General features: G+C 56.3%; 16 protein-coding genes and 2 pseudogenes. 13 read left to right on the plus strand and 5 right to left on the minus strand.

Annotated elements, in window-relative coordinates; all coding sequences use genetic code 11:
* Both NLX71_RS06605 and NLX71_RS06610 read left to right on the plus strand, forming a co-directional pair.
* Positions 1-618, plus strand: a 618-nt coding sequence (locus NLX71_RS06605; protein ID WP_254362703.1) for a DDE-type integrase/transposase/recombinase, incomplete at its 5' end; no start/stop codon positions are given.
* Between the two features lie 201 nt (positions 619-819).
* Positions 820-1,182: pseudogene (locus NLX71_RS06610) on the plus strand (RNA-guided endonuclease InsQ/TnpB family protein); the annotation flags it as partial.
* A 124-nt stretch (positions 1,183-1,306) separates the two neighbouring features.
* On the opposite strand, the gene NLX71_RS06615 reads toward NLX71_RS06610, so the two are convergent.
* The 5 genes and pseudogenes from NLX71_RS06615 to NLX71_RS06630 all read right to left on the minus strand — a co-directional run.
* Positions 1,307-1,648 carry an ATP-binding cassette domain-containing protein gene (locus NLX71_RS06615; RefSeq protein ID WP_375377896.1) on the minus strand — a complete coding sequence of 114 codons (342 nt, stop codon included), beginning with the start codon at positions 1,646-1,648 and terminating at the stop codon, positions 1,307-1,309.
* Entirely contained in the window at positions 1,641-2,084 is a 444-nt protein-coding gene (locus NLX71_RS26775) for an ATP-binding cassette domain-containing protein (RefSeq protein ID WP_309248921.1), read from the minus strand. The genes NLX71_RS06615 and NLX71_RS26775 overlap by 8 nt, the downstream gene beginning before the upstream one ends.
* Positions 2,026-2,370, minus strand: coding sequence for a hypothetical protein (locus NLX71_RS06620; RefSeq protein ID WP_254362704.1), 345 nt, complete (start codon positions 2,368-2,370; stop codon positions 2,026-2,028). Before NLX71_RS06620 ends, NLX71_RS26775 begins: the two co-directional genes overlap by 59 nt.
* A complete protein-coding gene (locus tag NLX71_RS06625) occupies positions 2,301-2,846 on the minus strand; it encodes an ABC transporter domain-containing protein (RefSeq protein ID WP_254362916.1) in 546 nt (181 codons plus the stop codon). Before NLX71_RS06625 ends, NLX71_RS06620 begins: the two co-directional genes overlap by 70 nt.
* Before the next feature lie 31 nt (positions 2,847-2,877).
* Positions 2,878-3,251: pseudogene (locus NLX71_RS06630) on the minus strand (cytochrome ubiquinol oxidase subunit I); the annotation flags it as partial.
* A 257-nt stretch (positions 3,252-3,508) separates the two neighbouring features.
* On the opposite strand from NLX71_RS06630, the gene NLX71_RS06635 reads away from it, so the two are divergent.
* The 11 genes from NLX71_RS06635 to NLX71_RS06685 all read left to right on the plus strand — a co-directional run bounded on the left by NLX71_RS06635 (position 3,509) and on the right by NLX71_RS06685 (position 24,666).
* Complete coding sequence (locus NLX71_RS06635; RefSeq protein WP_254362705.1) at positions 3,509-5,317, plus strand: sensor histidine kinase; 1,809 nt, start codon at positions 3,509-3,511, stop codon at positions 5,315-5,317.
* Positions 5,310-6,833: a response regulator transcription factor gene (locus NLX71_RS06640; RefSeq protein WP_254362706.1), complete on the plus strand. Its 1,524-nt coding sequence runs from the start codon at positions 5,310-5,312 to the stop codon at positions 6,831-6,833. The genes NLX71_RS06635 and NLX71_RS06640 overlap by 8 nt, the downstream gene beginning before the upstream one ends.
* Before the next feature lie 149 nt (positions 6,834-6,982).
* Positions 6,983-8,461 carry an ABC transporter substrate-binding protein gene (locus NLX71_RS06645; protein ID WP_254362707.1) on the plus strand — a complete coding sequence of 493 codons (1,479 nt, stop codon included), beginning with the start codon at positions 6,983-6,985 and terminating at the stop codon, positions 8,459-8,461.
* Positions 8,462-8,576: 115 nt separating this feature from the next.
* Entirely contained in the window at positions 8,577-9,512 is a 936-nt protein-coding gene (locus NLX71_RS06650; RefSeq protein ID WP_254362708.1) for an ABC transporter permease, read from the plus strand.
* A 21-nt stretch (positions 9,513-9,533) separates the two neighbouring features.
* Entirely contained in the window at positions 9,534-10,460 is a 927-nt protein-coding gene (locus NLX71_RS06655) for a carbohydrate ABC transporter permease (protein WP_254362709.1), read from the plus strand.
* Between the two features lie 243 nt (positions 10,461-10,703).
* Complete coding sequence (locus tag NLX71_RS06660) at positions 10,704-12,023, plus strand: glycoside hydrolase family 125 protein (RefSeq protein ID WP_254362710.1); 1,320 nt, start codon at positions 10,704-10,706, stop codon at positions 12,021-12,023.
* A complete protein-coding gene (locus NLX71_RS06665; protein WP_254362711.1) occupies positions 12,020-15,133 on the plus strand; it encodes an alpha-amylase family protein in 3,114 nt (1,037 codons plus the stop codon). Before NLX71_RS06660 ends, NLX71_RS06665 begins: the two co-directional genes overlap by 4 nt.
* Positions 15,134-15,156: 23 nt before the next feature.
* A complete protein-coding gene (locus NLX71_RS06670) occupies positions 15,157-17,892 on the plus strand; it encodes an alpha-mannosidase (RefSeq protein ID WP_254362712.1) in 2,736 nt (911 codons plus the stop codon).
* 162 nt (positions 17,893-18,054) lie between these two features.
* Positions 18,055-18,576: an RNA polymerase sigma factor gene (locus NLX71_RS06675; RefSeq protein WP_254362713.1), complete on the plus strand. Its 522-nt coding sequence runs from the start codon at positions 18,055-18,057 to the stop codon at positions 18,574-18,576.
* A gap of 306 nt (positions 18,577-18,882) precedes the next feature.
* Positions 18,883-22,056 (plus strand): polysaccharide lyase family 8 super-sandwich domain-containing protein, encoded by a 3,174-nt coding sequence (locus tag NLX71_RS06680; protein WP_254362714.1) that lies wholly within the window; start codon positions 18,883-18,885, stop codon positions 22,054-22,056.
* 288 nt (positions 22,057-22,344) lie between these two features.
* On the plus strand, positions 22,345-24,666 hold the full coding sequence (locus tag NLX71_RS06685; RefSeq protein WP_254362715.1) for an AraC family transcriptional regulator: 2,322 nt from the start codon (positions 22,345-22,347) through the stop codon (positions 24,664-24,666).

A 24,666-nucleotide genomic window follows, 5' to 3' on the forward strand; every position in this document is an offset into this window, starting at 1 on the left:
CTTTGCCGCGAACTAGACATCCTTCAACCTCAACGGCAAAAACGGGTGCAATATCCCAGAAAGCTGGCGAATAACCGGGAAATCCGGGGTTCTAATCAACTTTGGGAAATGGACGTAAAATACGGTTATATCGCAGCAGAAGAGCGCTTCTTTTTCCTGCTGAGCCTCATTGATGTTTATGATCGGTCGATCATCGATTACCATATGGGTCTATCCTGCGAAGGCAAGCATGCCGCGCAGATCGTACAACGTGCCCTTTGGAAAAGACAACTCTTCGGTAAAGAGACGCTGCCGGTGATTCGTACCGATAACGGTCCGCAGTTCATCAGCCATGTCTTTGAAGAAATTTGTCTGCAGCTTCAGGTAGAGCATGAGCGAATACCGCCGAAAACACCGAACAAAAATGCACATATTGAAGCGTTTCATGCCATTTTGGAGAAGGATTGTCTATCCAGACATGAATTTGAAAGTTACCAGGATGCTTATCAGATCGTATCGGACTATATCTTATTTTATAACCAGCGGCGGATTCATGGCAGTTTGTATGATTTATCCCCAGCCCAATTTGTACAAGCTATTCAACAGCAAACTGTATCACCGCTGGTCATTAAGGTCTAGCAGACGGATAAAGCCCTTTATACGGAGAGACGGGCATGATAGGCTGGCAAGCCTCGCGATGCTTATTTTACAGCATCGCCCTATCGCGAGAAATCCATGCCCGTGGAGGCTCCGTGTCAAGGGCGGCAACGTAGTGCAATTTGAAAAACTACGAATTCGTGAGAATAAGGGAGTAAGACTCTAAAGTTAAGGGTTTAAACCGAAAGAAAAGACTTTCTACATAAGGAATCACACAGATTAGCGAAACGGTATGATTGTGTGGTTATCGAAGATCTCAACATGAAGGGAATGTCACAAGCCCTTCATTTTGGCAAAAGCGTTGCCGATAATGCATGGGGCATGTTCACGACATTTCTCCAATACAAGTTAGAGGAGCAAGGGAAAAGGCTTATCAAAATAAATAAGTGGTTTCCCTCATCCAAAACTTGTTCAAGTTGTGGTCAAGTGAAGAAGTCTCTATCTCTTTCTGAGCGTACATTCCACTGCGAATGTGGTTTTGTAGCAGATCGAGACTGGAATGCTTCGATCAATATCAAGCGTGAAGGATTGCGATTGTTAGCATAATCATATATAGAGCATGGAACAGGCTCGATAGCTAAGTAAATTTCGTACCGCTAGGTACGATTACCTTAGAAGCCCCCACCTCTAAGCGAAGCGTAGGTGGAGGGTAGTTCACGGTCAGCTGAAATTATAGATCCGCTTCGTTCGGCCGGTCCAGACGGTACAAATTCCGATAGCGCGGATAGCGCTCCATTAATTCCGCGTGCGTGCCTCTCATTTCGACGCGGCCGTTTTCCATAAATATAATTTCGTCCATCTGCTCGGCCCCGACCAGATGGTGCGTAACCCATATCAAGGATTTGTCCCGCAGCGTATCGAAGATCGTGGCCAACAGCTCCCGTTCGGTCCGGGGATCGAGTCCGACCGTCGGTTCGTCCAGCAGCACGACCGGGGTGTCCTGCAGCAGGATGCGAGCAAGCGCGACCCGCTGGCGCTCGCCGCCCGAAAAGCGCTGTCCCGTTTCATGCATGGGCGTCCGATAGCCTGCCGGCAGCGATTCGATCAGGGCGTCCAGCTTGACGAGCCTGGCGGCCTGGCGGATGGCCTCGTCCGAGGCTTCGGGCTTCCCGAGCCGAATATTGTTCGTCACCGAAGTATCGAACAGGTTGCGGGCTCTGGTTCAAGACCGAGATGACGCCGGAGATGCCGTCACCAAGCGAATGCGCGGGCATGCCGTTCACAGTAACTTGGCCTTCCGTGGGGACGAGCGCCCCCTGAATGAGCTTCAGCAACGTCGATTTGCCTGCGCCGCTGCGGCCGATGACCGCGATCTTCTTCCCCTGTGGAAGATCCAGCGATACGTGGTCGATTTCCCGGCGGCTTCCGGGCTCATACTGATAGCACGCGTCATCGACTTGAAGATGCGCCGCCGTCCGACAACTCCGGACGGGCAGCTCCGCCGCCACAGGCTTGGGCGGCAGTGTGCGAGCCGGCCAGCCGGCCAGTGGCCGCCAGCCGGTACAGCGACTCCCGGTACTGCGGCAGCTTCTCTACAGCCTCCGAAAGGGGCAGAAACACATCCGCCACTGGGAACACGACGAGCACGTAGGCGGCGATCAAGGTCACGGCAATTCGCTGGTCGGCCGCTTGCTGGCCCGCCCAATAGATCATGGAGACGACCATCAGCCCGACCACCCCTTGGGCGATGGCGTTTCTGCGTCGGGTCCAATCGCTCGTTCGCCGTTCCAGCATAGCCATTTCTGCTTCGTCCGTTTCGTAACTTTCAATAAGCTCGACGCTCTCCCGCTGACGACCCAGTCGTTCATTCCGAGCACCGCATCGATCAGCTTCTGGTACAGGCCACTGCGCTGCCACTTGAGCAGCGTATGGTTCTTCCGCGTGACTGCTAAGGAAGCGGCGGGTAGCAAGAGGCCGAGAATCAACAAATAAACGGCCGCCAGCAGCGCGAACCTTCCGTCAAAGCAGCCCAGCGCCGCAACCGACAACATGAACACGATGAAAGCAGCCGCGCCCGGAAACACGATGCGCAAATACACGTTTTGCAGATGCTCGATATCGTCGGCCAGCACGCCGAGCATGTCGCCCGTGCGGAAGCGGGAGCGGATGAACAGCGCCTGCGGTTCGAGGAGCCGGTACAGCCGGACGCGCAGGTGCGAGATCATGCGCAGAATCGTATCGTGTCCGACGAGACGTTCGACATAGTGCACGACCGCCCGGCTCGTCCCGAAGGTTCGGACCGTGAACCTTCTTCGACAGCCGCTCCCATCCGAAGATCCATAAGCCGATGAACGTCGATTCCATGAAGAACGCCAGCAAAGCCTCGATGGCCAGCGGAGCGCCGAAGACGTCCCCGACAAACCGCGAATAACTCGACCAGTTCATACCGAACTGAAATTCCTGCAAAATCCCGGTGACCACGCCGACGGCGAAATTGATCAGAAACAATTTGCCCCAGAACTTGGCCATCCGTTTATATTCTTCCTGCCTTTGACTACGTATATCGTCTCCATAATCGCAATCATTAGCGCTAATCCGATCGAGATGGGCACGAAAATAAAGTGAAAAATCGTCGTTGCGGAAAACTGTATGCGCGAGAGCATCACTACATCCATGGGATTCCTATTCCACCTTTCTCCTGAACCTGTTGTTTTGGCAAACCGTCACGGATTGTTGTGAGGATTGTCATGGTCTATCTCTATTGTGAGGAAAGCTTGTCCCGGAAAATATGACCTATATCAAAGCAATCCCGGGATTTCTTTTGTGAAAATTCGAATTTTTGAACTATTTTGGAACATTTCCCGATTCATTTTCTGGCATGCTATAATTTAGAGATCGAAGCGCAGGAACGGCAGCAGGGGGTGGGAACGAAATGATTGGAAGCGTATACCGAAGATATATTAAAAACAACTTATTTATGAAGCTGCTGCTTTCGTTTGCCCTTTTCATCATTCTGACCATCATCGCGCTCTCGTACCTGATGGTTCACGTGATGTCGCAATCTGTCGTACAGCGGGAGATGGACAACCAGAAGAAGGCGATGGAGAGCGTCAACGCGTTTTTGAGCGAAAAATACGAGTCGGTGCAATCGATGGTGTTGGGCGTCTATCGCGAACCGAGGCTGGCTGCCGACATCTCGTATTTCCTGCAGCATGATTTTCGGGATTATATTGAGCATGGTTTGAACCGATATTATGAAGAAGATGTCGCTCCGTATGGCCTGTCCTATTTTGCCAACCGGCTTGAGGACGATTCGGATATCCGGAATCTGATGCTGTACAGCGCGGAGAAGCAGTCCTTGTATGTGTACACCCGGCAAAAGTCGGCGAAGCTTCATGTGACCAATGCCGTCCGCTCGTATGTTCCGGACGCGATGGCGTTGGACAACAAGAACGTCTCCGTGCCCAATCCGTGGATTCGCAAAGAAATCGATCAATGGAACTCCCGGCTGTTTGCCGTCCGGGCTGCGATGAACGACAAAAACTCGCTGAAATATATCGGGCAGTTGTTGATTTATTTCGATTCCGACGGCATTTGGAAGTCGCTGGCCAGCTACAAAGAGACGCTCAGGGGGACGATTCTCGTACTGACTCCGGACGGGCAGGTCATTTTCGATTCCTCGGGTACGTATTACGGCAAACCTTATCCCTACATGAATCAAATTCAACAGGAGACGGGCATGCTGGAGCAGGAATCGTATATTACGACGCTGGCGCAAAATCAGGCTGGATACGTCGTGGTCGGCGCAATTCCGAAGCAAGAGATCGCGGCCGCGTCCCAAGGCTGGCAACGGACGATCCTCATCGCCAGCGTGCTGGGGATTCTGATCGCCATTCTGTTTCCGTCGCTCGTCGTGATCAATTTCGCCAAGCGGACGAACAAAATTATCCGGTTTATGAAAAAGGTCGAGACCGGGGACCTGACCTCGCGCATCATCGAGCCGAAGGAAGACGAACTGGGCCAAATTTCCCGCAGCTTCAACGATATGCTGGACGAGTTGAACCGCTATATCGAGCGGGTGTATAAAGCGGAAATCCGGCAAAAGCAGACGGAATTCGTCGCGCTTCAGGCGAGAGTCAATCCGCATTTTCTGTATAACACGCTCGAAGTGATCCGAATGCGGGCCATTTCCCAAGGCGCGCATGACGTGGGCGAGATGATCTTCAGTCTGTCGGCGCTGTTCCGCAACGTCGTGCAGCAGAAGGCCGTCTATACGCTCAAGGACGAGCTGGAGGCTTGCCGCTTGTATTTGGAGCTGTTCCGTATCCGCTATAAAGACAGGTTCACTTACGCCATCGAATGCGACCGGGAGCTGTATGGGATTCCCGTCGTCAAAATGTTTCTCCAGCCGATTATTGAAAACTACATCGTTCACGGCATTGAGGCGGAACGAGACGATAACTGTACTGTCATCCGGTTCTCCCGGGAGAACGGGACGATTCGCGTTCTGGTGGAGGACAACGGCGGGGGGATCGAGCCGCAGCGGCTCAAGGAGATCAAGGAAGCGCTCGGAGCGCCCGAAGAGGTCGGCGGTTCGTTCGGACTGCGGGTCGTCTATGAGCGGCTCAAGCTGCTGCACGGAAGCAGGGCCGGGATGAAGCTGAAGAGCAAGCCCGGGGTCGGTACGACCGTGACCGTATGGTTCCCGGAAAAGGAAGGAGCAGGCGAATCCGATGTATAGAGTGTTTTTGGCGGATGACGAGCCTTTCATTATTGAAGGGTTGTACGATATTATCGACTGGGCCGCGTTGGGGCTCGAAATCGTCGGTCACGCAGGGAACGGTCAAAAGGCGCTGGACGCCTTGAAGCGCACGCCTGCCGACATTCTGATTACGGATATTTCGATGCCGGCTATGACGGGACTGGAGCTTATCCGTGCCGTCCGCGAATGGAACCCGGGCCTGAAGGTCATCATCCTGAGCGGCTTCAATGAGTTCGATTATTTGAAGGAAGGCATGCGGCTCGGGATCGAAAATTATTTGCTCAAGCCGATCGACGTACAGGAGCTTCGCTCCACGCTGACCACGACGGCGGACAAGCTGAACGCCGCGCAGGCCGAACGCGTCTTCGGCGAACAGGACATGCGTATTCTGAAGGAGCACATTATGCACCGGTGGCTGACCGGGCAGATCGCGCCGAACGAATTCGACGAACGAGCCGAGCTGTTGCAATTGCAGATGAACCGTCCTTATGTGCTAGTGGCGCTCGTTCGTTTTCCTGAGGGAGACGCGGGAGACGCCGAGCTTGTAGCGGAACAGAGGCTGCCGGGCTTGTCCGTCATCCCGTTTCATAATATGGACGGCGAGCTGGTCGTTGTCTTTACGCTGGACGAGCCGGCGGAGGGCAAGCGTGCCGCGCTGGAGATGCTGGCCCGGACGAAGGTCGATTGCGCCGCGGCTTCCCGGTCTTGCCGCATTTCGCTTGGCAGCGTGGAGCGGCTGCCTTACGAAGCGGTGGAAAGCTATGCTCATGCGAAGAAGGCGCAGGAGTTCTTCCTGCTCTATCCCGACCGCGACATTCTGGATTACGAGGAAATCGCCGTTTCCGGAGAGGCGGCCGGACTTGATTTTCCTCTGGAATGGACGGAATATTCCAAGCTTATTTTGGCCAAAGATAAAGATAGCTTGCTCTCCCGCATCGATCAGGATTATGAATGGCTCCTGACGCAGGAGGGCATGACGCCAGCCTGGCTCCAGCAAATCTCCGTCGAGCTGATGATCCGGTTCAAGATGGAGCTGAAAGCGATCAAGCATACGGATTCGTCGGAGCTGTATCAAGAAGCCTTCAACCGCGTGCTTCATGCCGGAACGGTGGACCGGATGACCGAGGCTGTGAAGACGGTGGCCGGTTTAACCGTTGATTCTTTGATCCAGGACGTCCGAAGCCCCGTCATTCAGCAGGTGCTGAAGCTGATTCACGACAGCTACGCCGAAGAGCTGTCGCTGAAGACGCTGAGCGGGCAGTTTAATATTCATCCGGTGTATCTCGGCCATCTGTTCCATAAGGAAACGGGCGAGAACTTTACGGAATACATCAACAAGTACCGCATCGAGAAGGCGAAGACGATGCTGAAGGAGACGCATCTGAAAGTTCAGGAAATCGCCAAAACTGTCGGGTATTGGGAAACCAGTTATTTTTACAAACAATTCAAAAAATATGTCGGGATTTCTCCGACGGATTACAAAGGGCTGCTGTGAAGGGTAAAAAACGGCAGACCCTTTCTTTATTTTGTACAGCATACCTTTAGTTTCTTGCCTATTTGTAAATGCTTTCTTGAGTTAATGTAAAGGTAGCCATTGAAACGATTCAACGGCTGTTTGAAAGAAAAAGGGAGGTATCTGCGAACATGAAAATGAAAAAAAGAAGCCTGTTTGCCGGACTCGCGCTTATGCTATCGGCTTCGGTCGTCTTGACCGCATGCGGAGGCAGCAAGGACAGCGCGCAGGACGCAGGAGGCGCCGCGGGCAAACCTGTTGAGCTGATTTGGTATACGATCGGCACGCCTCAAAAGGACGTTGACCGGGTCATGGAAGAGGTCAGCAAATATACGAAAGAAAAAATCGGCGTTACCGTCAAAATGAACATGATCGACTTTGGCGATTACTCGCAAAAATTGCAGGTCATGACCGCTTCCGGTTCGCCGATGGACATTATGTTCACGTCTTCCTGGGCGTTCGACTACGTTCAGAACGCAAGAAAAGGCGCGTTCATGAAGATCGACGATCTGCTTGAGAAACAAGGCAAAGGCATCAAGGACCTGCTTGATCCCGCCTTCTTAAGCGGTTCCAAAGTCGACGGCCACAACTACGGTATTCCGGCCAACAAAGAGCTGCCGGCGCAAGAGGTATGGCGCTTCAACAAGCAGTTGCTCGATAAGTACAACCTCGATATCAAGAACGTGAACTCGCTGGAAAGCCTGGAGCCGCTCTTGAAAACGATTAAAGAAAAAGAACAGGGCGTTATTCCGTTCTCCGTCGACAAAAACTACGGCGTATTCGTACCGTACGACTATGTGATCGAGAAAATGCCGATGGCCGTAAAAGTAGACAACCAAGACTACAAGGTCGTCAACGTTCTGGAAACGCCGGAGATGAAGAAAACGCTCCAAACGATGCACAAATATTATAAAGCCGGCTACATTCCTACGGAAGCGGCAACGATGGTTTCCTCGACGGACGTGCAAAAAACCGGCAAATGGTTTGCGGACAAAGCAACGACGCAGCCGTTCGCGGACAACTTGTGGTCTGCCAGCTACGGTTATCCGGTTGTCTCGACTCCAGCCAGCCCGGCTTACATTTACAACTGGTCCGTTATGGGCTCGATGCAGGCGATCTCGGCGAACTCCAAAAATCCGGAGAAAGCGATGGAGTTCCTGAACCTGCTGAACACCGATCCGGTATTGCGCAACATGGTCGACTCCGGGATCGAAGGCGTGCACTACAAAAAAGTCGGCGACAACGTGATGGAGAACCTGCCGGAACCATCGAAAAACTACGATATGCCGACGTTCTCGCTGGGTAACCTGATGATCACGTACCTGAACCCGACCGATCCGAAGGACAAATGGGAAGGCTTCAAAAAATTCAACAGCACCGGTAAACCTGCCGCGCTGCTCGGCTTCAACTTCGACCCGTCCAAAGTGACGAGCGAAATCGCAGCAGTACAGAACGTCAAAGAAGAATTCTGGGCGCCGCTGATGACCGGTACGGTCGATCCGGATCAAATTGTGCCGCAGGCCATTCAAAAGCTGAAAGCTGCTGGCCTCGACAAAATCATGGAAGAAGCGCAGCGTCAAATCGACGCATGGAAAGCAACTAAAAAATAATCAAGCTTCAAAAGGCAACAGAGCTTCTTGACCGAAGCTTTCTCGGGTGAATGATAAGAACGGGGGACAGGGCGAATGGCATTCATTCGCCCCGTCTCATTGAACGCGAGGGGTGATGAATGTGAAGGGTGTGCTTAAGGATATTAGCCGGAATAAAGCCATGCTCATCATGGTGCTTCCCGCCACAATCTGGTTTCTTTTCTTCTCTTACCTGCCGATGGCCGGGACGATTATTGCTTTTAAAGAATACCGGTACCACCGCGACGGGTTCCTGGCCAGCATTATAAACAGCAAGTGGGTCGGGCTCAAAAACTTCGAATTTCTGTTCAGCACGAAGGACGCTTTTCTCATTACGAAGAATACGCTGCTGTATAACACCGTATTCATCGTAATCGGCCTGGTGTTGGCCGTCGGGCTGGCGATCATCTTGGCGGAGATCGCCAACAAGAAGCTGGCCAAGCTGTATCAGACGGGGATGTTTTTGCCCTATTTCTTGTCTTGGGTTATTGTCGGGTATTTCGTATTCAGCTTCCTCAGCTTCGACAAAGGCATGATCAACCAAATCGCCAAAGCGTTCGGGCTCACCGCCACGCAGTGGTATAACGATCCGACGTATTGGCCGCTTATTTTGACGCTCGTCTTTTTGTGGAAAACGATCGGCTACAACAGTGTCGTCTATTTGGCAGCCATCATGGGGATCGACAAATCGCTGTATGAGGCGGCCATGATCGACGGAGCGAACAAATGGCAGCAGATCCGCCATATTACGGTGCCGATGCTGACGCCTCTGATTACCATTCTGACGCTGCTTGCGATCGGACGTATTTTTTATGCGGATTTCGGGCTGTTCTATCAAGTACCGCGCAATTCGGGTACGCTGTTCTCGGTTACCAACGTCATCGATACGTACGTATACCGCGGCTTGAAATTTACCGGGGAAATCGGCATGACCAGCGCGGCCGGTCTGTATCAGTCGTTCGTCGGTTTCGTGCTCGTCATTACCTCCAATGCCATTGTTCGCAGATTCAATAAAGACAACGCATTGTATTAATCCACATGGAAAAAGGAGGGGATGACCGTGTCTGCACGAACGATGAAACGAAGCCGGGATTTTCATCATTTGTCTCCGGTTTGGAACGTAATTTTCAACCTGATTGCCGGCATTTTGGCTATTGCGTGCGTGTTTCCTTTCGTGTTCGTTACGATCATTTCGTTTACGGACGAAGGGACGCTGGCGCGCAACGGTTACCGGATCATTCCGGAAAAATGGAGTCTGGAAGCTTACCGCTATGTGTTTAAAGCCGGGGATCAGCTGCTGCAGTCCTACGGTGTCACCATTGCCGTTACCGTAATCGGTACGTTGCTCAGTATGATTATGATTGCGCTGTTCGCGTACGCGGTCTCGCGCAGAAGCTTCAAATACCGCAATTTCTTCTCGTTTTTCGCTTTCTTTACGATGCTGTTCAACGGCGGGCTTGTCCCGACCTATATTGTCGTCACGCAGCTGCTTGGGCTGAAGGACTCCATCTGGGGGCTCATTCTGCCGCTGGCCGTGAACGCCTTCTACATCATGATTATGCGGACGTTCTTCTCTACGAGCGTACCGGATGCCATTATCGAATCGGGAAAAATCGACGGTGCGGGCGAATTCGGGATTTTCTTCCGCCTGGTTCTGCCCTTATCGCTTCCGGGGCTCGCGACGATCGGCTTGTTCAGCACCCTCGGGTACTGGAACGACTGGTTCAACGCGCTGCTCTATATTGACAAGCCGAGCTTGGTGCCGCTGCAATCCATGCTGATGCGGATCGAGACGAGCATGCAGTTTATTTTGCAAAATACGAGCAACCCGTCGATGGGCGTAGCCGTGCTGCAATCGCTGCCGCAGGATACGTCGCGGATGGCGATGGTCGTTCTGGCGACGGGGCCGATTGTGTTCGCGTACCCGTTCTTCCAACGGTATTTTATTCAAGGGTTGACGGTTGGTGCGGTGAAGGAATAGTGGTTTGTTGAAAATCAGGTATTCAGCGACGTAGGGCGGTGGCGGTGGGGTATCCACTTCCGGTCGCTGTGGTCCTCGGGAAATTTGGATTGGAAGCCGCTGGATAGCGGAGATTTCCCGAAGACCAAGGCGAACGCTATCGCTCCTCCAGTGGATACCCCACCGCGTGCTACTGTGTCGCGCGAGCCCCGATTTTCAAAAAAATTCGGTGAGTAGTAGAAAAAATGGAGGTTGACGGACGAGATGGAACAATTCAGATTACCTAAAATTCCAATTCCTGCGATGGAGCTGCCGCGGGCGGTGCAGGACGTGCTGGCGGAAGCGGAGGTCAAGCTGGCTCATCGTCCCAAGCTGCTGCAATTGTTTAAAAATTGCTTCCCGAACACGCTGGCGACGACGACAAAACGGATGGAAGACGGAACGACGTTCGTGATTACCGGCGATATTCCGGCGATGTGGCTGCGCGATTCCGTAGAGCAAGTGATGCATTACGTGCCGCTGGCGAAGAACGACCCGGATCTGCAGCAATTGATCGCCGGACTGATTAAACGGCACATTCAATATATCCATATCGACCCGTATGCCAACGCCTTCAACGAATCGGCGAACGATTGGCACTGGAACACGACGGACGAGACCGAAATGTCCCCGTGGGTGTGGGAACGCAAATTCGAGCTCGATTCGATCTGCTTCTCGATGCGCTTAGCTTACAAGTACTGGAAGGAAACCGAGCGGACGGATATTTTCGATACGAACTTCAAGTCCGCGATGCGCAAAACGGTCGACCTGTGGAAAACGGAGCAGCGCCACTTCGAGCTGTCGCCGTACCGCTTCACGCGCAATAACGACATGCCGACGGATTCGCTGCGCAACAACGGGCTGGGTATGCCGGTGAACTACACGGGGATGATCTGGTCGGGCTTCCGTCCGAGCGACGACACCTGCGATTTCCACTACAACATTCCGTCGAACATGTTCGCGGTCGTGACGCTGCGGCAGATGCGTGAGATGGCCGAATGGGTGTTCCGCGATCTGGCGTTCGTCGACGAGTTGAAGAAGCTGGAAGCGGATGTCGATCACGGCATTCAACTGTACGGCATTTACCGCCATCCGGAGTTCGGCCCGATTTACGCTTACGAAACGGACGGCTTCGGCAACTATTGCCTGATGGACGATGCCGGAACGCCGGGACTGATGTCGATTCCGTATATCGGCTATACGACGCCGGACGACCCGATTTATCAAAATACGAGACGGTTTGCCTTGAGCAAACAAAATCCGTTCTATTACGAGGGCAAAGTAGCCAAAGGCATCGGCAGCCCGCACACGCCGCCGGATTATATTTGGCACATGGCGCTTTCGATGCAAGGGCTCACGGCGGTAACGAAAGAGGAGAAGCTGGAAATGCTGGCGATGCTGGAAGCGACGGACGCGGATACCGGCTTTATGCATGAAGGCTTTCATGCGGACGACCCGACCGTCTTCACGCGCAGCTGGTTTGCGTGGTCCAACAGCTTGTTCTCGCTGCTTGTATACGAAGCGATGAAGGAAGGGATTGTATGATACGGCCGATCGTCATTTTCTACGATCCGGGCTTTCCGCTCGGCGAAGGGATGCAGATCGATGCTGGATTGCTGCAGGGTGTGGGGCAGGTCGTCCCGGCGGACCGCTTGGCGGAGGCGCTAAGCTCCGCCGAAGGCGGCTGCTTCGTCAACCTGCATGCGCCGTATTTTCCGAAAGCCGCTTGGTCCGCGATTCTCGGCTTTCTCCGGCAGGGCGGCGGGCTCATTAGCGTCGGAGGCGCGCCGTTCAAGCACCCGGTCCGGGCGGAGAACGGAAGCTGGCATGTGGAAGCCGAGCAAACCGCCTATCATCAGCAGCTTCATATTCATGAAGCGCTCCGGGTCGATGCGGCTCCAGTGGTGAAGCTGGCAGCCACAGCCGACATTCCGCTGCTGGCCGGCAAGGAAGCGCTGCTCACGATAGCGGATACGTGGAACCTGGTGCCGCATGTGACGAAGAGCAGCGATTTGCCGCATCAGATGGGCTCTGCCGGACCGATGGACACGCATATTTATCCGCTGCTGAAAGGCATCTCGGCCGAAGGCCGCGAGGTGGCCGCGCCGGTCGTGCTCTGGGAGCAAACGAAAGGCCCCTTCACCGGAAGCCGCTGGCTGTTCGTCCATTTGCCGCTGACTGCGGCATTCTGGAACGAGGGCGGGGCCGAAGCGCTGAAGGAGTGGGTCGCGTTTTGCGCCAAAGGTGTGACCGAGCTGTGGATCAAGCCGAATTACGCTTCGTACGAGCCGGGCGAGCGGGCGATGCTTACGCTGCAAACGCAGCGGATCGGGCGCGGGAACGGGTCGGGCGACGGGGCTTGGAAATTCTCGGTTTCCCTGGAGCACGAGGCAGGGCAAGCTTCCTGGAAGCACCGCTTCGAAGCGGATGTCACGGAGGAGCTGAATATTCACCGCATTTCCGTCCCGCTTGACATTCAGAGCGGATTTTACCATATCGTCTGTCAGGCGCAAGCGCCGGACGGGGAGACGCGCATCCTGCGTCAAGGCTTCTGGGGCTTCGACGCCAAGCTGCTTGCCGAGGGTGCGCCGGTCAGCTGCGACCGGGATTATTTTGTCAAGGACGGACGTCCGTTCCCGGTCGTCGGGATGACGTACATGACATCGGATGTGGCGCGTAAGTTTTTGTTCCTGCCGAATGCGGCTGTATGGGACCGCGACATGGCACAGATGAGGAAGGCCGGGATCAACTGGATTCGGACCGGCATCTGGACGGCATACCGCAACATCATGCAGGTCGACGGGCACGCTTCGGAAGAGGTGCTGCGCTCGATCGACGCCTTCCTGCTTACGGCGAAGAAGCATGATTTGCAGATCACCTTCACGTTCTTTTCGTTTACGCCGGAGCCTTGGGAAGGCCTCAATCCTTACCTCGACCCGCGCAGCGTGGAAGCGCAGAAACGGTTTGTGCGTTCGATCGTCTCGCGGCATCGGGACACGAAGCATGTCGACTGGGATCTGATCAACGAGCCGTCGATGTTCGATCCGCCGCAGATTTTCTCCGACGGCCCGCGGTCGTGCCGCGATCCGTTCGAGCTGGCGGCTTACCGCGAATGGCTGAAGCAGCGGCACGGATCGATCGGCCTGCTGCAGGAGCGCTGGAACATGTCGACGGAGCAGCTTCCGGACTTTGAAGCGGCTGTGCCACCGGAGCCGGAAGAGATCAACTTCAACGTGCAGGATATGCACCAAGGGAAAAAAGGTACCCGCTGGCTCGACTACGCGTTGTTCTCGATGGAGATGCACAACCGGTGGGCGAAGCAGCTCTACGATACGATCAAGGACGTTTGCCCCGATCATATGGTCGTCGTCGGACAGGACGAAGCCTTGGGCGCGCAGCGTCCGTCGCCGTTCTTCTATGCAGAGGCGTCGGATTACACGACCGTTCACTCGTGGTGGTTGAACGATCATCTGGTCTGGGACGGCATCTTCGCGAAGACGCCGGATAAGCCGAATCTCGTGCAGGAGACCGGCATCATGTACGTGGAGACGCCGGACGGACGGGCGAAGCGCTCGGAGACGGAGCTGCGCGGCATCCTGGAGCGCAAATACGCTTATGCTTTCTCGACCGGCGGCGCGGGGGCGGTTCATTGGATTTGGAACACCAATTTCTATATGGACAATGCCAACGAATCGCATATCGGGGCGCTGCGGGCGGACGGGACGGAGAAGCCGGAAGCGGACGTTTCCTACGACTTCGGCCGCTTTATGGAAGAGATCCGGGATTTGTTCCAAGGCCGCAAGCTGGAGGAGGTCGCCGTTGTCTTCCCGTATTCCAACGACTTTTCCAACCGGAAATTGGCGTTCGATGCGACGACCCGCCTGACGCGGGTGCTGTCCTACGAGCTGAAAGTTCCTTTCCGCGGAGTCGGGGAATACCATCTGGATTCACTCGCAGAAGTACCGGCGAAGCTGATCATCCTGCCGAGCGCACATAATATCGATAGCGAAGCATTTGCGAAATTGATCGAAATCGTACGGGCTACCGGAGCGACGCTGCTTGTCACCGGTCCTCTCGGGCTGGATGCCTACTGGCAGCCGGCAGAGCGTCTCAAGGAGGCGGTCGGTTCCTACCGTCCGGCCAACGTGCGGCGCGAAGAAATACTGGAGCTCGACGGCCGCTTGCTGCCCGTCTCGTTCGGACAGCGCCGGATCGCCGAGGTGGCGAAGGAAGTCCGGACGGACGAAGTCGCCGAGGCGAGAGCCGACAAGCTGATCGACGTTCCGCTCGGTTCGGGGCGGCTCCTCTGGTGCCCGCTGCCGATCGAATTGAACGAGCGTGCCGAGCCGCTCGCGATGCTGTACCAGCACGCATTGACAGTGGCGGGCTTCCGCGCGGAGCTGGAATGGCTTCGCGGCGGAGGATTCCCGGGCGTGTACGGACGGAAGCTCGCTTTCCAAGACGGCGCACTGTTCGTCTTCGTGTCCGAATTCGCCCTTGATACCGATGTGGAAGTGAAGGACCCGGCCACGGGCCGCCGGTATTCGTTTGTGCTGGAGAAAGAGCGTTCGGTGCTGTTCGCGGTCGACCAGGAAGGCCGCTTGAAGTCCGTGTACCGGCCGAAGGAAGTTCATATCCAAGTGACCGGAGAGTAATCCGGGGGGAGGCGTCACAAGCCATGAGCAAAAAAAGAACCGCGCATATCATTTCCCATACGCACTGGGACCGGGAATGGTATTTGCCCTACGAAAAGCATCATATGCTGCTGATCCAACTGATGGACACGCTGCTTCATACGCTTGAGCGCGATCCGGAGTTCAAGAGCTTTTATCTGGACGGCCAGACGATTATTTTGGAAGACTATCTCCAGGTTCGCCCGGAAAAGAAGGAGCAGCTTGAAGCGTTCATCCGGGAAGGCCGCATTCATATCGGACCTTGGTATATTTTGCAGGACGCGTTCCTGACGAGCAGCGAAGCGAACCTGCGCAACCTGCTGATCGGGCATCAGGACGCAGCGCGGTACGGGACGATCACCAAGGTCGGATATTTCCCCGACACGTTCGGCAATATGGGGCAGGCGCCGCAAATTTTGCGCCAGGCCGGTATCGACAACGCAATGTTCGGCCGCGGCGTCAAGCCGACGGGCTTCAATAATACCGTGTCCGATTCGGACTACGAATCGTCGTTCTCCGAGCTGCTCTGGGAAGGCCCGGACGGCTCGCGGGTGCTTGGCATTTTGTTCGCGAACTGGTATTGCAACGGAATGGAAGTTCCGACGGACGAGAAGGAAGCGAAGGAGTATTGGGAGCGGAAGCTCGCAGATGCCGAGAAATACGCTTCCACCGGCGAGCTGCTGTTCATGAACGGCTGCGACCACCAGCCGATCCAGCAGGACTTGTCCGAGGCGATCCGCACGGCGCGAAAGCTGTTCCCGGACACCGACTTCGTCCACTCGAACGTGGCGGATTATTTGCAGGCCATGAACCGGTCCTTGGACCGGGAGCTGTCCGTGGTGAAGGGCGAGCTGCGCAGCCAGCGCACGGACGGATGGTCGACGCTGGTCAATACCGCGTCCGCCCGCATTTACTTGAAGCAGATGAACCAGCAGGGGCAAGCGATGCTGGAGAAAGTGGCCGAGCCGCTGGCGTCCTTCGCGCACTTGCTGGGCAAGGAGTATCCGCACCACTTGTTCACATACGCTTGGAAAACGCTGATGCAGAACCACCCGCACGACAGCATCTGCGGCTGCAGCGTGGACGAGGTGCACCGCGAGATGGTGACCCGCTTCGACAAAAGCCGCCATGTGGCCGAGACGATCGTCGACGACAGCAAGCGCGTCATTGCGGAAGCGGTCGATACGTCCGTCTTTGTCCGCATGGGCGCGGAGGCGCGTCCGCTCGTCGTCTTCAATACGGCGGGCTGGGATCGGACCGGAGTCATCACCGTGGAGCTGGACGCCGAGCGTCTATACTTCCGCGACGGCTTCCCGCTGGACGAGATGAGCCGCCGCATGCAGGCGCTCGACGTCTCCGGCCGCACGCTGGTCGACGCGGAAGGCCGCGCCGTGCCGTTCACGATGCAGGACCTGGGCCTGCAGTTCGGCTACGACCTGCCGGACGACAAGTTCCGTCAGCCGTATATGTGCCGCAGGGTGAGCCTCACCTTCGAGGCGCAGAACGTGCCTGCGCTTGGCCTTGCCACGTACGCGTGGCTTAAGCCGGCCGACCGGGCTTCGTCCCCGGCTGCCGACGCCGCTTCGCTACTGAACGGCGACCGTGTGATGGAGAACGGCCTGCTTCGCGTCGAGATCGCGGAGGATGGTTCCCTCACCGTGACGGACAAGCAAACGGGCCGCGCGTTCCGCGATTTGGGCGTGTACGAGAATACCGGCGATATCGGCAACGAGTACATGTATAAGCAGCCGAACGGCGAGACGACGCTGACGACGAAAGGGCTGAAGGCGGACATCCGCGTCGTCGAGGATACGCCGTACCGTGCGACGGTGGAAATCGTGCACGAATGGTCGGTTCCGGCTTCGGGCGATGCCGTGTTCGAGCAGGAGAAGCGGGAGCTGGTTTACTTCCCGCACCGCAAGGGGCAACGCGTCAAGGACATGGTGCCGCTCGCGATCCGCACGCAGGTCAGTCTGAGCCGCAGCGGCCGCGGCGTCGAGCTGCAGGCGTCCTTCAACAATCAGGCGAAGGATCACCGACTGCGCGCGCTCTTCCCGACCGACGTGGAGACGGCGGTACACCGCGCCGATTCGATCTTCGAGATTGCGACGCGGGACAACGAGCCGGCGGCCGAGTGGGAAAATCCGAGCAATGCGCAGCACCAGCAAGCGTTCGTCGACGTAAGCGGAGCAGGGGCGGGCCTCACGATTGCCAACCTCGGGCTTCAGGAGTACGAAGTGCTGCGGGACGGACGGAATACGATTGCCGTCACGCTGCTTCGATCCGTCAGCGAGCTGGGCGACTGGGGCTTGTTCCCGACGCCGGAGGCGCAATGTCTCGGCGAGCAGACGGTTCGGCTGGAGATTATTCCGCATAGCGGCGACGGTTCGGCTTCGGGCGCTTTTGCCGAGGCGTACCTGTTCCAGGTTCCGTGGACGGCTTGCCAAACCGGTGTGCACGGCGGCTCGATCGCTTCGGGCTATGCTCCGTACCGCTGGGAGGGCGACGCACTTGCGTTCTCGTCCATGAAAGTGAGCGAGGCTTCCGGCGATCTCATGCTGAGATGGTTCAACATGGAAGCGGCCGGAACGGAGCTGGGGCTACATTCGGCCCGCGGCGCGGAATCGGTCTACAAAAGCAACGTCTTGGAAGAAGCGGGTTCGCTCGTTTCGGAGGGCCCGAGCTTGTCTTTGCCGGTCGGTCCTTACGAGATTGTCACGCTGGGCGTTAAGCGCAAATAAGATAACTGCTGCAGGGCAGCCTAAATCTCGAATCGGGGGTTAGGCTGCTTTTTTGCGTCTGTGAAAAAAGTGCGGAAGCTTTTCTACTTTTCCAAAAAAGACACTTGAAGTACACATCAGGTACTTATAATGAAAAAGATGATGAGAACGGAGGCAAAAAGCATGAATCCACAGCAATATCAGCAGGCTTCTGCAGACGGCCAAGAACAACTTCAACAATTCCGCAGCTTTGTCGAATCGATGCATGATTCGTTCTACCGGCTTGCGCACCGGCTGCTCCAAGACCGCGAGCTTGCGGTGCAAGAGGTAGAGCGTACGTTCGTTGAGGTGTTTCGCAGACATGCGGAGGAAGGGTTTTCGCCAACGACCGGTTCTATGAGGGCAGTTGCCTACCGGGTGCTTATTCACCGGTGCAAAATGGCTAAAGCTTCGGGCAAACGCGGGCTAAAGAAAGTCAAACTCGGACCCCGTACCATCCTCGAAGCCGTTGATGCGCTGCCGGATGAGGCGAAGCTGATCGTATCGCTGAAGTACGAATGTCAGCTGTCCTATGAAGAGATAGGGGAAATTCTAGAGATGTCCCCGGAGCGTGTAAAAAAAGGCGTTTGGTGCAGCAGGGAACGGTTAAGCAAATGGATGGAGGAGCCCCGTTCTTCTTTGAGCCTTGGGGTGGTTATGCATTAATCCAAGATTATGGGAGAGCAAAGCTTCCGTACAGGTCTTGGATTAATTTTTTTGCGGCGCCAGGGAAAACGACAAAAATATCTAACCCGTCCTTATGGGCTTCATAAGACGGGTTTTTTCGTTTGAAAATGGCTGCCTGCGGCGGGAAAAAAGCGGGAACATTTTTTGCCCGGGCCGATATACAAGAATTGAGCCTTGCCAAGCGGACGGCGTTTTTGTAAGTATAGAGATGCAAAAGTGGCCGGAGTCCCGCGCGTTCTGCTTGAACTGGGGACGTTTGGCCAAAAGCCGCTGGGAGGGACCGGAATGAAAATGAATATGGTGAAAATGTTAACGATTCTGGCATTATTGATGCCCGGCTTGTTTGTCCCGACAGGAGGAGGGATCGGGATGGCTGCTACAGGGAGCTTGGTATTGACCGGTGATTTTGAAACCGTTATCAAGGACAGCTCCGGAAAGTGGATGGGAGGAAAAGCGCCGTCCAATTGGACCGGCGGATTCAAGGTCGGCGGCGGCGCGTTTGCTGTGGACTCCTCGCAATCGCACGGCGGTACGAAGGCTCTGAAGCTGTCCGGAAGCGCGACGTCGGACCGGGCTTCCGTCACGCAATCGCCGCTCGTCACACCGAATAAAAGCTATAAGCTGTCCATGTGGATGAAGACGGACAACGTAAACGCCGGAAGCGGCGGCATGTATGTCCGGACACAGTATCTTTATGATAACGGGTCTACGAACAAGAAAATCAGCGATGGCCTGCTAACGCCGAAGCTAAAAGGAAGCAGCGACTGGCAGCCGTACGATCTGTATCTGACGATTCCGTCCAACGTGAACAAAGTGGTGGTGGAGCCGATATTCGATTTTGCTTCCGGAGCCGCTTGGGTGGACGATGTGACGCTCACGGAGTGGGCCGGAGCGACCGATCTTGCCTTGGAGCCAACCGGAGTGTCTGTCGAAGTGGGGAAAACCGCGCAGCTGACTCCGGTCATTACGCCGAGCAGCGTGGCATCCGACGTGACGGTGCTCTGGTCGTCGTCCGACGCTTCGGTAGCTTTCGTATCGTCTTCGGGCTTGGTTACGGGCAATCAGGCGGGCACCGCTACCCTTACCGCCCGGACCGATGACGGCCGTTTCTCGGCGCAATCGATCGTCAGCGTGGAAAGCGCCCAGATGATGCAGGCCTACGATACGATCCGGCTGAAGTGGCTGAATAAGCTGACGGGCGGTACCGGCTATGACCCTGCGGATGCCGACTACGCTTATTTTCTGGACAATCTGGCTTCCTCCGTCAGCAATGCGGAGCAAACCGGATTTTGGAACAAGCTGAACACGGCGGCGGGACGCACGTATCTGTGGAGCGATCTGGCCAGCACGACCGTCTCTGCGCAGGTGACATCGAACTTCTCCCGCTTAAGAACGATGGCGGTCGCTTACAAGACGCCTTACTCGGCTTTGTACAACAATCCGGCGCTAAAGAAGGATCTTGTCGAGGCGCTTGACTGGATGTACACGAACCGGTACAACGAGAACAAAACGCCGTATGATAACTGGTGGGATTGGGAGATCGGAGCGGCACAAATCTTTAACGATATTCTTGTGCTGCTGTATGATGATCTGAGCCCGGTGCAGGTGGAGCGGTACATCAGGGCAATCGACAAGTTTTGCCCGGATCCGGTCTATTCCTCCGTTCTCGGAGCGAAAGGGAAGAAGCAGAACGGCGCAAACCTGCTGGACAAAGCGCTGGTCGTCACGCTTCGCGGCGTGCTCGGCAAGAACGGCGCAAAAATCGTACAGGGCCGCGATGCGATCGGCAACGAGTTCGTCTATACAACGAGCGGCGACGGGGTGTACCGCGACGGCTCGCTGGTGCAGCACAGGAACATCGCTTATACCGCAGGGTACGGCGGGGTGTGGCTGAAGGGCGCTGCGGATATGGGCTACATGCTGAACGGCTCGCCCTGGCCGATTACGGACCCGCGGACGAACAACGTATACGATTGGGTGACGCAAAGCTTCGAGCCGATCATCTATAACGGGCTTGCGCTCGATATGACGAACGGGCGGGGCATTTCCCGGCAAACCACTGGCTCCGCACGGGGGATGATGATGACCATCCTGCGCATGTCCGACGGCGCACCGGCGAATAAAGCGTCGGCTTACCGCAGCATGGTCAAGGAATGGATGACGAAGGATCGAATCACGACGAATTATTACCAGGCGTCCTCGTCGATTTATGAAATCAAGTTGCTGAAAGGATTGTTGAACGATCCAAGTGTACAGCCGCGGGGCGAGCTGGTGAAGAGCCAGGTCATGGCGGGCATGGACAAAGTGTTTCATTTCCGTCCCGGCTACCTGTTCGGCGTCAGCCTTTTCTCCGACCGGATCTCCTCGTTCGAGAAGGGCAACGGCGAGAACCTGAAGGGCTGGTATACGGGCGTCGGCATGACGTATTTGTACAATGAGGATCAGACGCAGTACCGCAACGATTTTTGGCCGACGGTGGATTCGTTCCGGCTGCCGGGCACGACAACGGACGGCTCCGGCAAAACGTTGACGGCGACCAATTGGGCGAGCTATCCCAACACTCAAACGTGGGTGGGAGGTTCTACGCTGGACGGCCTGTACAGCGCGGTCGGCATGGACTTTACGCTCAAGAAGCTCACCGGCAGCGACCTGCAGGGCAAAAAATCCTGGTTCCTGCTCGATGACGAAATCGTCGCGCTCGGCGCCGGCATTACCTCTACGGGCAGCAATCCCGTGGAGACCATCGCCGAGAACCGGAAGCTTACGGACGGGAACGACAACCTTCTGACAATCGACGGCGCCGTCGTGCCGAAGGAGACCTCGGATCTCAATCGGACGGTCCAATGGGCGCATCTGACCGGGAACGTGCCGGGGACGGATATCGGGTATTATTTCCCGAACGGCACGAATGTGGCGGTGAAGCGGGAAGCGCGCACCGGGGCGTGGAAGGACATCAATACGGGGTTCAGCGCGACGCCGATCACCCGCAATTACTTAAGTCTGGCTTTCGCTCACGGCGTCAAGCCGGTGAACGCGGATTACGCTTATGTTCTGCTGCCGAACCGGAATGCGGCGGCAACCCAAAGCTACAGCGCGCAACCGCCGGTGTCGATTCTCGCGAACAATGCTCAGGTGCAGGCGGTGCGAAAGCCGTCGCTCGGGATCACGGCAGCGAATTTCTGGCAGGCGGGGACGGTCGATGGGCTGACGGCGCGAAATCCGGTATCCGTGATGGTGAAGGAACAGAATGGAGAAATGACGCTCTCCGTCTCCGATCCGACGCAGAAGCAATCGTCGGTGACCGTTGAGCTGAACCGCGGCTCGCTGGAGCCGGTAAGTCAGGGCAGCAGGGTGAAGGTCCTTCAGACGTCGCCCAAGCTGGTCGTGCAGGTCAACGTGGCTGGTTCTGTAGGGGCGACACACATGATCAAGCTGCGCGACCCGCTCGTCCCGCATTAGGAGGGTGGCGTGCTGCAGGCCGCTGGCGTTTCGGAAACCGGCGTATATCCCTCGGCCGGTCCGGGGCGGTGACGAGCACGGTATCCGATGCGGCGTATCGCATCTATCAGAACGAAGCCCCGATCGCCAGCGTCGGCGGCAGCACTTACGGGTATGACGTGCGCCAATTGACCCTGGGCACGACTTAAAAGCGGGCGCGCCGTGCCTTTTGACCGTGCGCCCGCGGTCTTGCCAAACGGCCGGACGACGCATTAGACAAAGTGGAGAAAGCGAGGGGGAGCACACACCATGAAACGCACCTATTTCCGCATACGGAACCCGTTTGCTTCGTTTCGGAAGTCGATGCTGCAGCGTATGCTCGCTGTATCGCTTTTTGCCTCGATCTTCCCCGTCATCTTTGTCGGGATCTCCAGCTATTGGTTTTCGTCGTCCGCCATCCGCAAGGAAGTGGACCAAGCTAACGCCCGCGTCTTGAAGCACGCTTCGTACTCCATCGATACGGCGCTCCAGCGTGTGCGCAGCAATGCGCTCCAGATGCTGCTCGGTTCGTTTTTCAACGGCAACCTGACAGAGCAGAGATGGATGAACTACGCCGGATTTTACTCCAATTTGTTCCAAAATCTTTCCTCTCTTCAAAATAGCAACGCCGAGATCAGTCGTATTGTCATGTATATTGCTGAAGACGATTATCTGGTATCGCCGGATCAAGGCGGTCATAAGGTAGCCGGAGAGGAGGACCGCCGGCAGCTGCAAGGACTGCTTGCTTCCCGCGAAGCGATGTACTGGAGCAACGATACGTTCCGGTTTATGGGGGACGCCCCCGGGAGGGAAGCGGGCGTGACGCTCGTGTGTCAGGTGCCGTTCCAAGCCTCGGAGCCGATCGGGCTCCTGCTTCTGCAGCTGAATCCGTCGTTCCTTCAGGAAAATATGACGCGATTTTCCGCTTATCCGGGCGAGCTCTCGTTCGTATTGAACGAGGAGGGCCGGGAGGTCGTCTCGTCGGCCGGGCAGCCCGCTCCTCAAGGATTGTATGAGCAGGTGGGAGAGCATCCCGGAAGCGCTTTCTCCTTCGCGTGGGAAGGGCGGGATTACTTGGTCACCGCCTTCCATTCTTCGTTCAACGGCTGGACGTACCTTGATATGGTGCCCTTGCAGGAGCTGAACGCCAAATCCCGCGGCATCGCCGTCATTACTGTTGCCATCGTGCTGGTGTTTTTGCTGCTGGGCGCGGCGGCGACGGCTTGGAGCACGAAGCGGCTGTACCGGCCGATCGAGCATCTGGTTTCGCTGGTGCGCGGGAACCGGGACGAGGAGCTGCTGGCCGATGAGATCGGCTACGTTCGGAACCGGTGGGCGGAGCTGAACCAGGCGACAACCCGTCTCCAGACGCAGCTGAACCGGCAGCTTCCAGCCATTCGCGAGGCGTTCGCGCTGCAGTGGCTGCAAGGGCATTACGCGCATTATACGTCGGAGCAGCTTCCGGTGCTGTTCGAACGCTACGACGTGCCTTATCAACACATGCATGCCGTCTTCGCGCTCGCTTACGATCAGTCGGCGGACGGCAGCAGCCGGTTCCGGGAAAGCGACAAGGAATTGATCGTATTTACGATGAAAAATATCGCGCAGGATGTACTCGCGCAGCAGCGAGCAAGCGGCATGGTCGTGAACCTGCTGAACGATCAGATTGCCGTCTGGCTCTGGGAAGATACGGAGGACCCTGCGGCATGGTTCACGCAGGTGCAGGAATTGGCCGCGGGACTGCGCGCTGTGCTGGCCGACTACTTGAAGCTGCCGGTTACGGCAGGGCTTGGGGACGGGCCGGGGCAGCCGGGAGGCTTGCCAAGGCTGTTCGCGCAGGCGGCGATGGCGATCCGCTCCCGGTTCTGGGCCGGGACCGGTCAAGTGATCCGCAGCGGGGACGGGGACGCCGGCGAAGCGAAGTCCTACCCGTACCCGTTCGAGCTCGAAGCGGGGCTGGAGCAGGCGCTGCGCAACGGCGATGCTGCGGAAGCGGAGCTGCAGCTTGAGCAGTTCGCCGCCTATGCGCAGGAGACGCTGCGGGAGACGGAGCGCATTCGGACGGCCTATTACCAGCTTCTCACGGCCGCGCTGCGGGTCGTCTTCCTGCTCAACCTGTCGCTTAAGGAAGGCAGTGACGGGACTGGCGACGAAACCGACCTGTACGTGCAGATCAAGAACGTGCATTCGATCCAAGAGCTGAACGACTGGTTCCGGGAGCGGCTGATCCGTCCGATTGCCCGGAAGGTGCAGCAAAGGCATCATCAAGAATACGAGCGGACGTTCGAGACCGCTGTCGCTTACATCGAGGCGAATCATCATATCGATCTGTCGCTGGATCAAGTCGCCGAGCGCTGCGGACTCAGCCCGCCTTATTTCAGCAAGCTGTTCAAGCGCATTGTGGGTGTGTCGTTCATCGAATATTTGACGGCCTACCGCATCGAGCGCGCCAAGACGCTGCTGAAGACGACCGTCCTGTCCGTCGCCGAAGTGGCGGAGAGCGTAGGCTACCAGCCGAAAAATTTCATCCGCGTATTCAAAAAACAAACCGGGCAAACGCCCGGTCAGTTCCGTGAGACGGGTTCGGCATAA

The sequence above is a fragment of the Paenibacillus sp. MZ04-78.2 genome (assembly GCF_024213375.1).
Lineage (GTDB): Bacteria > Bacillota > Bacilli > Paenibacillales > NBRC-103111 > Paenibacillus_G.

Excerpts from the sequence above, each read along its gene's own strand:
- NLX71_RS06615 (WP_375377896.1), bottom strand. The coding sequence starts at position 1,648 with ATGCATGAAACGGGACAGCGCTTTTCGGGCGGCGAGCGCCAGCGGGTC.
- NLX71_RS06620 (WP_254362704.1), bottom strand. The coding sequence starts at position 2,370 with ATGCTGGAACGGCGAACGAGCGATTGGACCCGACGCAGAAACGCCATC.
- NLX71_RS06635 (WP_254362705.1), top strand. The coding sequence starts at position 3,509 with ATGATTGGAAGCGTATACCGAAGATATATTAAAAACAACTTATTTATG.
- NLX71_RS06640 (WP_254362706.1), top strand. The coding sequence starts at position 5,310 with ATGTATAGAGTGTTTTTGGCGGATGACGAGCCTTTCATTATTGAAGGG.
- NLX71_RS06645 (WP_254362707.1), top strand. The coding sequence starts at position 6,983 with ATGAAAATGAAAAAAAGAAGCCTGTTTGCCGGACTCGCGCTTATGCTA.
- NLX71_RS06650 (WP_254362708.1), top strand. The coding sequence starts at position 8,577 with ATGAATGTGAAGGGTGTGCTTAAGGATATTAGCCGGAATAAAGCCATG.
- NLX71_RS06655 (WP_254362709.1), top strand. The coding sequence starts at position 9,534 with ATGACCGTGTCTGCACGAACGATGAAACGAAGCCGGGATTTTCATCAT.
- NLX71_RS06660 (WP_254362710.1), top strand. The coding sequence starts at position 10,704 with ATGGAACAATTCAGATTACCTAAAATTCCAATTCCTGCGATGGAGCTG.
- NLX71_RS06665 (WP_254362711.1), top strand. The coding sequence starts at position 12,020 with ATGATACGGCCGATCGTCATTTTCTACGATCCGGGCTTTCCGCTCGGC.
- NLX71_RS06670 (WP_254362712.1), top strand. The coding sequence starts at position 15,157 with ATGAGCAAAAAAAGAACCGCGCATATCATTTCCCATACGCACTGGGAC.
- NLX71_RS06675 (WP_254362713.1), top strand. The coding sequence starts at position 18,055 with ATGAATCCACAGCAATATCAGCAGGCTTCTGCAGACGGCCAAGAACAA.
- NLX71_RS06680 (WP_254362714.1), top strand. The coding sequence starts at position 18,883 with ATGAAAATGAATATGGTGAAAATGTTAACGATTCTGGCATTATTGATG.
- NLX71_RS06685 (WP_254362715.1), top strand. The coding sequence starts at position 22,345 with ATGAAACGCACCTATTTCCGCATACGGAACCCGTTTGCTTCGTTTCGG.